General features: G+C 75.8%; 11 protein-coding genes. 5 read left to right on the plus strand and 6 right to left on the minus strand.

Annotated elements, in window-relative coordinates:
- Window positions 1-54: 54 nt before the first annotated feature.
- From AB0C76_RS30725 to AB0C76_RS30740, 4 genes are all read right to left on the minus strand, one after another.
- On the minus strand, window positions 55-1,791 hold the full coding sequence (locus AB0C76_RS30725; protein WP_359971845.1) for a methyltransferase: 1,737 nt from the start codon (window positions 1,789-1,791) through the stop codon (window positions 55-57).
- A gap of 119 nt (window positions 1,792-1,910) precedes the next feature.
- Window positions 1,911-3,137 carry a 4-hydroxybenzoate 3-monooxygenase gene (locus AB0C76_RS30730; RefSeq protein WP_359971847.1) on the minus strand — a complete coding sequence of 409 codons (1,227 nt, stop codon included), beginning with the start codon at window positions 3,135-3,137 and terminating at the stop codon, window positions 1,911-1,913.
- A gap of 183 nt (window positions 3,138-3,320) precedes the next feature.
- A complete protein-coding gene (locus AB0C76_RS30735; RefSeq protein WP_359971849.1) occupies window positions 3,321-4,754 on the minus strand; it encodes a hypothetical protein in 1,434 nt (477 codons plus the stop codon).
- A complete protein-coding gene (locus AB0C76_RS30740) occupies window positions 4,745-6,157 on the minus strand; it encodes a hypothetical protein (RefSeq protein WP_359971851.1) in 1,413 nt (470 codons plus the stop codon). The genes AB0C76_RS30735 and AB0C76_RS30740 overlap by 10 nt, the downstream gene beginning before the upstream one ends.
- Before the next feature lie 320 nt (window positions 6,158-6,477).
- Between AB0C76_RS30740 and AB0C76_RS30745 the strand changes: the two genes are divergently transcribed.
- The 4 genes from AB0C76_RS30745 (at window position 6,478) to AB0C76_RS30760 (ending at window position 10,098) form a co-directional block, all read left to right on the plus strand.
- Window positions 6,478-7,296 (plus strand): class I SAM-dependent methyltransferase, encoded by an 819-nt coding sequence (locus tag AB0C76_RS30745; RefSeq protein WP_359971853.1) that lies wholly within the window; start codon window positions 6,478-6,480, stop codon window positions 7,294-7,296.
- 40 nt (window positions 7,297-7,336) lie between these two features.
- Window positions 7,337-7,630, plus strand: coding sequence for a phosphopantetheine-binding protein (locus tag AB0C76_RS30750; RefSeq protein ID WP_359971855.1), 294 nt, complete (start codon window positions 7,337-7,339; stop codon window positions 7,628-7,630).
- Window positions 7,627-8,859: a beta-ketoacyl-[acyl-carrier-protein] synthase family protein gene (locus tag AB0C76_RS30755; protein ID WP_359971857.1), complete on the plus strand. Its 1,233-nt coding sequence runs from the start codon at window positions 7,627-7,629 to the stop codon at window positions 8,857-8,859. The genes AB0C76_RS30750 and AB0C76_RS30755 overlap by 4 nt, the downstream gene beginning before the upstream one ends.
- A gap of 162 nt (window positions 8,860-9,021) precedes the next feature.
- Window positions 9,022-10,098: an AfsR/SARP family transcriptional regulator gene (locus AB0C76_RS30760; RefSeq protein ID WP_359971859.1), complete on the plus strand. Its 1,077-nt coding sequence runs from the start codon at window positions 9,022-9,024 to the stop codon at window positions 10,096-10,098.
- 71 nt (window positions 10,099-10,169) lie between these two features.
- Here AB0C76_RS30760 and AB0C76_RS30765 read toward each other — a convergent pair whose 3' ends face one another.
- Entirely contained in the window at window positions 10,170-10,985 is an 816-nt protein-coding gene (locus AB0C76_RS30765) for an SDR family oxidoreductase (RefSeq protein ID WP_359971861.1), read from the minus strand.
- Between the two features lie 161 nt (window positions 10,986-11,146).
- Between AB0C76_RS30765 and AB0C76_RS30770 the strand changes: the two genes are divergently transcribed.
- A complete protein-coding gene (locus tag AB0C76_RS30770; RefSeq protein WP_359971863.1) occupies window positions 11,147-11,497 on the plus strand; it encodes a hypothetical protein in 351 nt (116 codons plus the stop codon).
- Window positions 11,498-11,624: 127 nt separating this feature from the next.
- On the opposite strand, the gene AB0C76_RS30775 is transcribed toward AB0C76_RS30770, so the two are convergent.
- A complete protein-coding gene (locus AB0C76_RS30775; protein WP_359971865.1) occupies window positions 11,625-12,068 on the minus strand; it encodes a hypothetical protein in 444 nt (147 codons plus the stop codon).
- Window positions 12,069-12,079: the final 11 nt, after the last annotated feature.

A 12,079-nucleotide genomic window follows, 5' to 3' on the forward strand; every position in this document is an offset into this window, starting at 1 on the left:
ACCCCCCCGCCCCCAGGGTCCCCCGCTCGCGAGCGGTGCACCGTCGGCGCGTCGTCAGCGGCCGGTGGTGACCGGCTCGGGGACGGGCTCGTGGGCGGGGGCGGGGATCACGGCCTTGCGGGCGTGCAGGACGGTGGCGCCCAGCGGGAGGGGGCTCCGGCCGACGAGGTGGAGGCCGGCGTCGGCCAGGAGGTGGGCGTAGTGGTCGGCGCGGCGTTCGCGGCCGCCGACGTTGCACATCATGTGGAGGTCCCAGGCGGTCGCCAGGGACGGCGAGCCGTCGGCGGGCAGGACGCGTTCGATGATGAGCAGGTCGGCGTGGGCGGGCATCGCGCGGGCGCAGTGGCGCAGGATCTCGCGGCAGCGCTCGTCCTCCCAGTCGTGGAGCACGCGGGACAGGACGTAGACGTCGCCGCCGGCCGGGACGTCGGCGAAGTCGCCCGCCCGGTAGGTGCAGCGCTCGCCGGTGCCGGCCGCGTCGAGCAGGCGGCGGGCGGCCTCGACGGCGTGCGGGCGTTCCAGCAGGACGCCGCGCAGGCGGGGGTGGGCGGCCAGGATGCGGCCGAGGAGTTCGCCGTTGCCGCCGGCGACGTCGACGACGGTCGCGGGGGCGGGCGCCTGGGCGGCGGCCGTGAGGGCGGGGTGGGCGGGAACCGGCTCGAACATGCGGGAACTGGCCGCCATGGAGCGGTCGAAGAGCTCGGCGAGTTCGGGGTCGCGGGCGAAGTGGTCGAAGTGGTTCTCGCCGAAGAGGTGGTCGAAGGCGGTCTGCCCGGTGCGCACGGTGTGGGCGAGGCCGCCGAAGGACTCGTAGAAGGGCCCGCCGTACATCAGGGCCAGCGGGCGCATCGAGCCCGGGGTGTCGGTGCGCAGCAGGGCGCCGAGTTCGGTGAGGCGGAAGCCGTCGGGGGTCTCGGTGACGGCGCCGAGCATGGCGAGGTAGCGCAGGAGGGTGGTGAGGCTCTGCGGGTGGGCGCCGATCGCGCGGGCGAGGGTGTCGGTGGCGGTGGCGGCGGTGGTGTCGAGGGCGTCGGGGAGTCCCAGTTCGGCGCTGACGGCGAGGGCCTGGGTCGTCCAGGCACCGGTCATCAGGCGCAGGAGCGCTTCGGCGGGCTGGTGGGCGCGGGAGTCGTGGAGGTGGGCGGCGAGGGTGGGGCGGTGGTCGCCGGGGACGTAGAGCTCGATGCGCCGGTAGCCGGTCCTGGCGTCGGCGGGGGCGGTGAAGTAGAGGACGGTGCCGTCCTCGTGGGGGTTGTAGCCGCCGCCGTCGGGGGCCGCGCCGTGGCGGGCGAGGAGGTCGCACAGGCCGCGCAGGACGAGCGGGTCGGGGCGGTTGACCTCGAGGGCGAGGTGGGTCTCGTGTTCGTGGGCGCGTTCGTGGGCGGCGAGGTCGGCGAGGCCGGAGCCGGGCGGCACGGTGAGGGCGAAGACCTCGACGAGGCGGGGCTCCTCGCCGGGGCCGGTGACGGGCGGGCGCAGGATGCGCACGTCGAGGGCGGCGGGGTCGAGGCCGTGGCGGTGGGCGAGGCGGTCGCGGACGACGACGCTGGGGTGCTGCGGGGTGTCGGGATCCAGGGCGCAGGCGGCGAGTTGGGCGCGCAGCGTGGCCTCGTCGGGCGGCAGGAGGAGCAGGGCGGCGTGGGCGAAGTGGCAGTGGTCGGCCAGTGCGCGCAGTTCCGGGCCGTCGAGGCCGGGCAGCAGGAGCGGGAGGAGGGCGGCGGTGTCCTGCCGGCGGACGAAGTCGGCGGTCGCGTGCAGGCGGGTCGCATCGTCCGGGGGCGTCGTCGTCATCGAGGGGGCGTCCTTGGTTCGGTGCTCGTGCGGGTGTGCTCGTGCGGGGTGCAGGTGGGGGGGTCGTACCGGTGTGCTCGTGAGGGTGCGCCCGTACGGGTGGTCCGGCTGCGGTGGGCTCAGATGCCGACGTAGCTCTCGGCGAACCAGTCCTGGAAGGCGCGGGAGGTGCGCAGCGAGTCGAGGCGTGAGCGCCGCATCGATTCGTGGAAGAACGATTCGCCGTCCGGTCCGGGCGGGCTGTGCAGGAGCTGGATCATCCAGTGCGAGAACTCCTGGGCGCGCCATATGTGGGTCAGGCAGGTCTGCGAGTAGCGGTCGAGGGCGCCGGTGTCGCCGTGGGCGAGGGTGTCGGTGAGGGCGTCGGCGAGGAGTTCGGCTTCCAGGACGGCGAGGTTGGCGCCCTTGGCGGCGGCGGGGGCTGGCAGGCTGGCGGCGTCGCCGGCCAGGAGGAGCGAGCCGTGGCGCAGGGGTTCGATGACGTCGGATTCGAGGTCGATGACGGTGCGCTGGATGATCGGGCCGCGGTGCAGGGGGCGGTGGTCGGCGCTGCGCATGCGGGTGTCGAGTTCGTCCCAGATGCGTTCGTCGGACCAGGCGTGGGGGTCGGTGCCGCGTTCGCACTGGAGGTAGTAGCGGGTGACCTCGGGGGTGCGGGCCATGTGGCCGGCGAAGCCGCGGCGGTGGACGGCGTAGCCGACGGCGTCGAGGCTGGGCGGGGCCTGGGCGAGCAAGCCGAGCCAGGAGATGCCGTGGTCGCGGTGGTGGCGGAGGGTGTCGGGGGGCAGCGAGCGGCGGGCGGCGCCGTGGCGGCCGTCGCAGCCGGCGACGTATCGGGCCTGCCAGTGGACGGTGTCACCGTCGGCGTCGGCGTCGGCGTCGGTGTCGCGGGCGGCGACGGTGGGGCGGGGACCGTCGGCGCCGTGGACGGCGAGGGCCTCGGTGTTGAAGCGGATGCGTCCGCCGGCGGCCAGGTAGTGCGCCAGCAGGTCGGTGACCAGGTCCTGCTGGGGGTAGACGGTGTGGGCCTCGCGGCGGCCGAGGCCGGCGTAGTCGAGGCGGAAGCTGCCGCCGTCGGTGCGGAACTCGCAGGTGCCGTGGGGCTGTCCGCGCCGGTGGAGGCCGTCGGCGAGGCCGTGGCGGTCGAGTGTGCGCACGGTGTTGGCGGCGAGGAAGCCGGCGCGGGCGCGGGTCTCGACGTGGGCGCGGTCGGCGCGTTCCAGGATGACGCAGTCGATGCCGCGGGCGTGGAGGAGGTTGGCGAGGGTGAGGCCGGCGGGTCCGGCGCCGAGGATGACGACGTCGGCCGTCTCCCGGGCCGTGCGGGTGTTCTGACTTTCGGTCACGGGAAGTGGATCTTAGTCACGGATGGATACAGGAAATGCCCCGAATCACTCGAATAGGTGATGGCGGTGACGTTCCGTGGTCGCTGTGGCGACGGCCGCCCCAGTGGGGAGCGGCCGTCGCCACCGGGAGTGACGAAGTGGGGCGGGACGGCACGGGATGCCCGGGCCGACGGGCCGGGCGTGTCAGGGGGCCGGGCGGGTGGCTGCGGTGAGGACGATCTCCCGGACGCGGTCGAGGTACTTCGGCACGCCCTGCGCGGCCTGCGGGGTGTCCGGCACGGTGACCACGAGGTCGGCCCGGTCGCGGAACCAGTTGAACCACATCGAGACGCCTGCCGCGCCGTCCGGGCCGGTCAGCAGTGTCGCGTCGGTGCGCAGGAAGTCGCGGGAACCGGGCGCGCCGCGGCCGTCCAGGTAGGAGACCATCGGCGGGATGACGGGCAGTGCCCCGCCGGGGAGCAGGTCGAGCGCCCGGTGCAGCGGCACGTCGCCGGCGGCGCGGGCGCGCTGGAAGCCCTGCTGGGCGGCGGGGATCGCCGCGGCGAGGTCCGGCGCGGCGGGCAGCCGGAAGAGCAGCGGGCCGAAGTTCACCAGCCAGCCGTGCACGGGCAGCAGCCGCGGGTAGGCCCTGGTCGACACCGCCGTGAGCACGCGGTAGACGTCGTTGCCGGTGAACTCCCGCTGCGCGAGCGCCAGCGCGGCGAAGGCGCCGGCGGCGAACCCGCCGCCGTGGCGGGCGCAGTGGGCCCGGAACGCCTCGGCCTGGGCGCCGGTGAGCATCGGGTAGTGGAGGCGGACACCGGGCACGAGTGCGTGGCCGTCGGTGCCCAGGTCGACGGGGAAGCCGGACAAGGCCCGGAAGCCTCCGGAGGTGGTGGCGGATCCGTCGTCGCCGGCGGCCAGGAAGGCGGACCAGAGGGCGAGTTCGGGGGCGTCGGGGGCCAGGGCGAGGGAGCGTTCGTGCTCGCGGCGGTTGTACTCCAGGTAGCCGACGGCCTCGGCCGGGCCGGTCGGCGTGGCGGCTGCGGTCGCCGCGGTGGTGCCTGCGGTGGCGCGGGCGGCGGCGTAGTGGGTGCGCAGCTCGTCGAAGAGCAGGGCCATGGAGTGGCCGTCGGTGTAGGCGTGGTCGATCGCGGCGTAGACGGTGGACGTGGTCTCCCGCAGGACGACTCCGGCGAGCAGGCCCGGGCCGGGGCGGCCGGGCGCGGTGTGCTCGTCGATCCGGCGGTGGAGGTGGTCGCGCAGGTCCGCGGCGGTGGCGAAGGCGCCGACGCGCACCGGGCGCACGGTGAGGGCCTGCGGCGGCAGGCGGAATCCCGCCAAATCGGTGCCGCGAGGCTCGTACCAGGCGCGGTAGGCCTCGTGCCGGCGCACCAGCTCCTGCCAGGCGCCGGCGAGCGCGCCGAGGTCGGCCCGGCCGGGCAGGTCGAAGGCCAGGGCCACCCAGGGCGACTGCCGCTGCCCGGCGGCGAGGCGGGCGGCGGCCATCCGGAGGTGGGCGCGCTGGAAGCCGGAGGGCGGCACGTCGTGCGGCTCGGGGGCGCGGTCGGCGCCCGGCACGAACTCGACCACCTCCCCGGGCTCGGGCCGCCAGTCGAGGATCTGGGTCATCCGCACGGCAGCATCTCCTCCGGGGAGTGGGCGGGGACGAGGACGGGGACGACGGCGGGGGCGGGCGCGGTCCGGGAAGCGAGGGCCGTCCGGGCGGCGATCCGCGCGACGGCCCGCTCGAAGCGGGCGACGTTCGTGCGCGCCACGGCCGTGTCGGGGAAACGCGTCGTCAGGTGCACGCCCCGCTCGCTCCTGGTCAGCCACACGTACACCTCTCCCGGGCTGTGGACGCGGCTGCGCAGCATCCGGTCCTCCTGCTCGGGCGGGGTGCCCTCGACCCGGCGCACGTCGAGGTACGACACGACGAACCGGGGGCGGATCTCCCGGCCCAGCATCCGGCGCACGTGCGCGAGCGAGCTGCCCGGGCCCGGGCGGTGGCGGCGCAGTTCGGCGGCGGCGTGCCCGAGCGTGTCCGCGAAGGTCGCCCCCGGGGCGGTGGGGATCCGCACCGGCTGAAGGCCCACGAACCAGCCCGGCGCCGCCCGCCACGGGTCGGGGCGGGTGTTGGCCAGCGCCACCGCGGACAGTTGCCGGGCGCCCGCGACCCTCGCCGCGGCGAGCGCGAGGCAGGACAGCAGCCCCGCGGACGTGGTGCCGCCGCCCGCGCGGCAGGCGGCGGCGAAGCGGGCGGCCGCCGGCGCGTCGAGCAGCCAGCGCCCGGTGCTGCGCTGCGTGTGCGGGGCCTCGCCGGCGCCCAGCGGCAGCGGGAAGGCGGGGGCCGCGCCGGCGTCGCCGCGCAGCAAAGCCCGCCAGCGGTCGAGGTGTTCGGGACGCATGGGCAGCCGCTCGGCCAGGGCCGGCTCCTCGGCGCCGAAGTCGAGGAAGGTCGGGCCCGTCGGATGCCCGGCGCCGCCGGCCAGCAGGTCGCGGATCTGGCCGGGGATCATGGCGAGCGTGAAGCCGTCCGCGACGCCGTGGTCGGCGCCCGCGAACACCGTCACCCCGCCCGGGGCCGCCACGTCCTCGACCGTCGCGAAGCGCACCTGCGGCCAGGCCAGCGGGCCGACGCGGTCGAAGAACGCCTCGATCTGCCGGCGCACCGAAGCACCGTCGGCGAACACCCCGACCTCCTCGCGGCGCAGCCCGACGGCGCCCGCGGGCAGTGTGCGGCGCGCGCAGCCCGCGGGGGTGGGCACCAGGTGGCTGCGCAGGTGCTCGTGGGCGTGCAGCCAGGCGGTGAACGCGCGGGCGAGGTGTTCGCCGCCGGTGGGGCCGACGCGGAAGGACACGCCGATCCACGCCGGGTCCACCTGCCGCGCGCCGCGGGCGGCTGCCGCGCGGACGTGGTGCTCGTGGACGAGTGCGGGCGCCCTCGGGTCGTCGGCCCAGGCCGAGGCGGGGGCGGTCGGCGTCCAGAACACCAGCCGGCCGGCGGGCGTCGTGCGGTCGCCCAGTTCTGTGAATTCCACTGACGCTCTCCTTGTGACGCCCGCGGTGCTGACGGCGCCTCGAATGCAGAGCCCCCGGACTTCCGGGGCCCGGTTGCGGGGATCTTTTCCGTGCGGGCCGCCGAAGCTATCCGGCGGCGATGAAGCGAGGATGAAACGAAACCGTTTCCGCTGGCCGGGCGTCCCGGGGCCGCCCGGCCGGGCGGGAATCGCTTGTCGGTGGTCCCGGCGATTGCTAGCGTCGGCGCCGTCCGCAGGGATTCAAAGCACGTCGGAAGTACGTCGGAAAAGAACGCGGGAAGCACGTCGCGAGGGACGTCGAATTCACGGGGAGTCAATTCATGGGCACACGAACGGACAGCGGGCCGTCCACGGACTACGCCGCCCTGCGCCGCGACCCGGAGTACGCCGGGCTGAACCGCGCGCTGCTCGACCTCGTCCCGGTCGGTGCCGGGCCGGCCGTCCTGGACGTCGGCTGCGGGGACGGCGCGGTGAGCGAGCAACTGCTGCTGCGCGACCCGGCCGTGTCACTGACCGGCGTCGACCCCGACCCGGCCCTGCTCGACGCGGCACGCACCCGCCTGGGCCACCGGGCCCGCTTCGTCGAGGGCGACGCGGCCGCCGTCGCCGGGCTGTTCCCGGCCGGCGGCTTCGACACCGTCGTGCTCGCCAACTGCGTCCACCTCGTCCCGGACCTCGGCGAGGCGCTCGCCGCGATCGGGCGGGTGCTGGCCGCCGGCGGACGCCTCGTGTTCAACTCCGCCTTCTACGCGGGCGCGGAGAGCGCCGCCGACCTCCCGCTGTACGCCGAGCTGGTCGGCGCGGCCCGCCGCACCGCCCGGGCCCGCGGACTGACACCGGCCCGCACCGCCACGGTCGCCGGCCGCCCGCCGGGGCTGCGCCGCAGCGCCGGCGACTACCGGGCCGCCCTCGCCGCGGCCGGCTTCACCGGGGTGGAGCGCACCGAGCGCGAGTTCACCCTCGGCCCGGGCTTCCTCACCGCCCTGTGCTCGACCCCGATGTTCGCTGCCGCCGCGCTGCCCGGGATCGAGCGGGACACCGCCGCCGGCCTGCTCGCCGAGGCGCTGGAGCAGCAGTACGAGCGCACGCCTTTCACGATCACGCGGCGCTGCGTGTACTTCTCCGCGGTCCGGCCCTGAAACACCCCACGAAACCGGCGAATCACGAAGGGAATTCATCATGACCGAAGTGCTGCCCGTGGTGGTCCGGGCGATTTCCGAAATCCGTCCGGACCTGGGTGGGAACCCGGATTCCATCACCCGGGAATCGGCTCTGTTCTACGCCGACGAACCCGGCCGTCCGGTGCTCGGCCTCGATTCCATGGAAGCTCTGGAACTGCTCGTCGTCCTGGAGCGGGAATTCGGCGTCGAGCTCGCGGACACCGGTATCCGGATCGGCGACCTGCAGACCGTCGGCGACGTGGTCGACGCGCTGAGCGGCGCTCGGGGCGGCGCGCCGTCGGAGGCACTGTGACGCCCCCGGCGGTGCGCCACCGCGTCCTGGTCACCGGGATCGGCGTCGAGTCGTGCGCGGGCCCCACCCCCGAGTCGCTGTGGACCGCTCTGGCCGCCGGGAAACCCGCGGTCTCGGCGCTGGACCTCGAACAACCGCTGCCCTGCCAGGTCGGCGGCGTCGTCACCGGCTTCGACCCCCGGGACTACCTGACCGCCCCGCAGGTCCGCCGCACATCCCGCTTCCAGCAACTGCTGTTCGCCGCCGCCGTCAAGGCCCGGGCGGACGCGGGCCTGCGCACGGCACCCGGCGCCCTGTACGTCGGCACCGGCGGCGGCGGGCTCGACGAGGCCGCCCGTCAGGTGACGGTCCTGCGCCGGGAGGGCTGGTCGCGCATGGACCGGCTCGGCCTGCTGCGCCTGCTGCCCAACCAGGCCGCCGGGCTCGTCGCCCAGGAACTGGACATCACCGGCCCGGTGCTCACCCTCTCGACCGCCTGCGCGTCCTCCACCGACGCGATCGGCGCGGGCCTGCGCGCGGTGCGCGACGGCACCGCCGACGTCGTCCTGGTCGGCGGTGTGGAGAGCTGGCTCGACCTGCCGTGCCTGGCCTCCTTCTCCCTCCTGGACGCCCTCTCCCGGCGGCCCGCCGCCGAGGCCGCGGCCGCCTCCCGCCCCTTCGACCGCGACCGGGACGGCATGGTGCCCGCCGAGGGCGCCGCGGTCCTCGTCCTGGAGTCGGAGCGCTCGGCGCTGCGCCGCGGCGCCACCGTCCACGGGGAGGTCCTCGGCGCCGCCACCACCTGCGACGCCCACCACGCCCTGGCCCCCCGGCCGGACGGCGCCGTCGCGGCCCGGGCGATCACCCTCGCCCTGGCCGACGCCGGGGTCGGGGCCGACGCCGTGGACCTCGTCAGCGCGCACGGCACGTCGACCCCGCTCAACGACCGGGCCGAGACCGCCGCCCTCAAGCGCGCCTTCGGTCCGCACGCCCGATGCCTGGCGATCACCGCGCCCAAGTCCGTCATCGGCCACGCCTGCGGCGCGTGCGGGGTCCTGGAGAGCGTCGGCGTGCTGCTCGCCATCCGCGACAAGTACGTGCCGCCGACGGCGAACCTGGAACACCCCGACCCCGACTGCGACCTCGACTACACGCCGCTCGCCGGCCGGTCGGCCCCGATCAACGTCGCCGTGAAGCAGAACTTCGGCTTCGGCGGCCAGAACTCGGTGGTGGTGTTCGGCGCCCCGTGAGCGGGAGGGCGCGGCGGGTGGCCGGTGACGGGTGACCGGCCACCACGGCCACCACGGCCACCGGCCGGATATGGCCGGTGGCTTGGCCTGTCCCCGGCCCGGTGGCCGGACCAGCATCGACGGCATCCACCGCAGAGAGACATCCAGTGTCCGGGGGCCACGATGCCGAGCATCACACCGTCCATCTCCATCACCACGACCAGCGCCCGCCCGGTCGACGCCGCGCTCGGGCCGCGCGAACGCGACCTGCTCTACGCCGTCGGCTGCGGCCTGAAGGACGACGAGATCGCCGCCGCCCTCGCCATCCCGCCGCGCGCCGTGGCCGGGCTCCTCACCCGGCTCCTCACCCGGCTCGGGCTGCCCGACCGCACCGCGGCCGTCGTCCACGCCTTCGACTCCGGTCTGGTCTCCCCCGGCCACGGCCCGCGCCGCCGCACCACCGGGCCGACGCCCTCGGACCGTGCCCGCCGCACGCCCGAACCACCGCTGCGGATCTCGCTGCTCGGACCGCTGCGGGCCTGGCACAACGGCCGCCCCCTCGACCTCGGGCACCTGCGCCAGCAGGCCGTCCTGAGCGCGCTCGCGCTGCGCCCGGGCCGAGCCGTCAGCCAGCGCGAACTCCTCGACGGCGTCTGGGGCGAGGAGCCGCCCGGCACCAAGGTCGTGCCGGTCTACATCTACCGCCTGCGCAAGGCCCTGCGCGCGGGCGAAGGACCGCACACGGCGATCGCCAGCGACCGCGACGGCTACCGGCTGGTGCCCGGCACGGTCGCCGTGGACGTCGCCCGCATGGAGGACCTCCGGGCCGCGGTCGGCACCGCCGAACGCGCGGGCGACCTGTCCGAGGCCGTGCGCCTGTGCACCCGGGCCCTGGACCTGTTCCGCGGCGAGCCCCTGGCCGGCCAGCCCGGCCCGCTCGCCGAACGGGAACGCCTGCGGCTCACCGAACACCGCACCGCCCTGGCCCAGCGCAAACTCGGCTGGCAACTGCGGCTGGGCCGCCACCGCGAGGCCGTCGCCGAGCTGTCCGCCCTCGCCGAGGCCCAGCCCCTCAACGAGCCGGTCGCCGCGATGCTGATGCACGCCCTCTACCTGAGCGGCCGCCAGGCCGACGCCCTCGCCGTCTTCGACCGCACCCGCCGCCGCCTGCGCGACGACCTGGCCGTCCACCCGGGCCCGGACCTCCGGCGCGTCCACCGCATGATCCTCCGCGGTGACGTCCCGGCCTCCACACCGTGACCGCCCGGCCCCACGGCCGGTCAGGTGTGCCGGTGCGGTCGCGCCCTTCCCCCGCCCCGTCCGGCGGCCGATCAGGAGTGCGGGGCGCGGGGTTCGATGTGGAAGTCGAAGGCGAGGGTGCCGGGGTCGACGGCGGTGACGCCGCCGTCGACGGTGAGGACGGCGCCGTTGACGAAGGAGGCGGCGGGCGACAGGAGCCAGGTGACGGCTTCGGCGGCCTCCTGCGGGGTGCCGGGGCGGGCGGCCGGGAGGAGCCGGGTGGCGGCGCGGTAGGCCTCGTCGAGGGTGTCGAGGCCGGCCTCGGCGGCGAAGCGGGTCATCCGGCGGTCGGCCATGTCGGTGCGGATCCAGCTGGGGCAGACGATGTTGGCGCGCAGGCCGCGGCCGCCGTAGTCGACGGCCAGGGAGCGGCAGAGCTGGAGGAGGGCGGCCTTGGAGGTGGCGTAGGCGGCGTCGCCGCGGCCGTTGCGCAGGGCGGAGACGGAGGCGACCGCGACGACGGCGCCGCGGGTCTCCAACAGGTGCGGCAGGGCGGCGCGCTGGAGCAGGAAGGGGCCGGTGACGTTCGTGCGCATCACGGCCTCCCAGCTCTCCGGGGTGAGGTCGCCGACGGCGCCGCCGACGCCGGTGCCGGCGTTGAGCACGAGTCCGTCGAGGCGGCCGTGGGCGGCCAGCGCGGCGTCCACGAGGGCGTCGGCGGCGGCCGGGTCGCCGGTGTCGGCGGGGTGGGCGAGGGCTCCGGTCTCCTCGGCGATGCGGCGCAGCGGCTCGGGCCGGCGGCCGGAGACGACCACGTGGTGGCCGGCGGCGCGCAGCAGGCGGGTGGTGGCGGCGCCGATGCCGGTCCCGCCGCCGGTCACGATGTAGACACGCTGGTCGTCGGACATTCTCCGCCCCCTGTTTCGGCACCGCTGTTGACGGTCAGTCAATCACGGCCGTGCTCCTGACAGGTGTCAGGGACCGGTGGGGCCCGCTAGTTCCTAGAGTGCTGGTGAGCGGCCCGACGGGGGCCGCTCACCAGCACCTGGAACGCGAGGGAGAACCACTCATGCGCAGGTTCCTGCACGCCGTCGTCGCCCTGGCCGTCGCGGGCGCGGCCCCGCTGGTCGCCCTGGCGGCGCCGGCCGCCGCCCAGCCGTCCTCCGTGCGGACGGACGCCTGGCCGTGCGACGGCCCGGCCCAGTTCTTCGCCGCCCGCGACGGGGGCGGCAAGTGGACGTGCTGGGCGAACTCCGGCGAGTCGTACGAGAAGGCGTACGGGGTGCGGCACTGGCAGTCGGGGCACAACTCGGGCCTGTTCGACTACGAGTGCCACGGCCAGACCGGCTCCCACCGCTTCGGCCAGGACGACGGCGGGGACCTGCCGGACTGCACGGTCTACCACGTCGAGATCGACTGACCGGCTCGCCCGGGGCGCCTGCCGTCCAGGCGGGCGGAGGCGTTGATCGCCGCGTCGTGGCCGGCGGCGGCCGGGCCCCGGTCCGGGCCATGATCGGGGCCCCGGCCGCCGCCGGCCGGGGCCCGGGTCAGGCCTTGACGGTGAGCCAGGCGCCCAGGCCGTTGCAGCCGCGGGCGTCGTAGGTGGTGCTGCGGTAGCCGGCCGGGATCGGCGAGTACGGGCAGGTCCAGACGCCATTGCGGACCAGCTCGTGGAACCAGGCGCCGACGCCGCTGCAGCCCTGCGGGTTGTAGCCCGTCAGCACGTAGCCGGAGACGATCGGCGAACCGGAGCAGGTCCACAGCCGGTTCTGGGCGGGCTGCTGGTACCAGGAACCGTGGTTGTTGCAGCCGCTGCTGTTGTACATGGTGATGACGTAGCCGGCCGGGACGGGCGCCCCGGAGCAGCTCCAGCCGCCGGCCGCGGAGGCCGTGCCGGCGGCGGTCGTGCCGGTGAGGGCGGCCGCGAGCACGGCGACCGTCGCGGCCGCCCTTCCCAGGCGGGTCGTCAACTGGCGGGGGGTCCTGGTCACGGCGACACCGT

The organism is Kitasatospora sp. NPDC048722 (assembly GCF_040650235.1).
In the GTDB taxonomy this organism is placed as follows: domain Bacteria; phylum Actinomycetota; class Actinomycetes; order Streptomycetales; family Streptomycetaceae; genus Kitasatospora.

Bases quoted from the DNA above. Each gene is read 5' to 3' on its own strand.
- AB0C76_RS30725 (WP_359971845.1), bottom strand. From the start codon at position 1,791: ATGACGACGACGCCCCCGGACGATGCGACCCGCCTGCACGCGACCGCC.
- AB0C76_RS30745 (WP_359971853.1), top strand. From the start codon at position 6,478: ATGGGCACACGAACGGACAGCGGGCCGTCCACGGACTACGCCGCCCTG.
- AB0C76_RS30750 (WP_359971855.1), top strand. From the start codon at position 7,337: ATGACCGAAGTGCTGCCCGTGGTGGTCCGGGCGATTTCCGAAATCCGT.
- AB0C76_RS30760 (WP_359971859.1), top strand. From the start codon at position 9,022: ATGCCGAGCATCACACCGTCCATCTCCATCACCACGACCAGCGCCCGC.
- AB0C76_RS30765 (WP_359971861.1), bottom strand. From the start codon at position 10,985: ATGTCCGACGACCAGCGTGTCTACATCGTGACCGGCGGCGGGACCGGC.
- AB0C76_RS30770 (WP_359971863.1), top strand. From the start codon at position 11,147: ATGCGCAGGTTCCTGCACGCCGTCGTCGCCCTGGCCGTCGCGGGCGCG.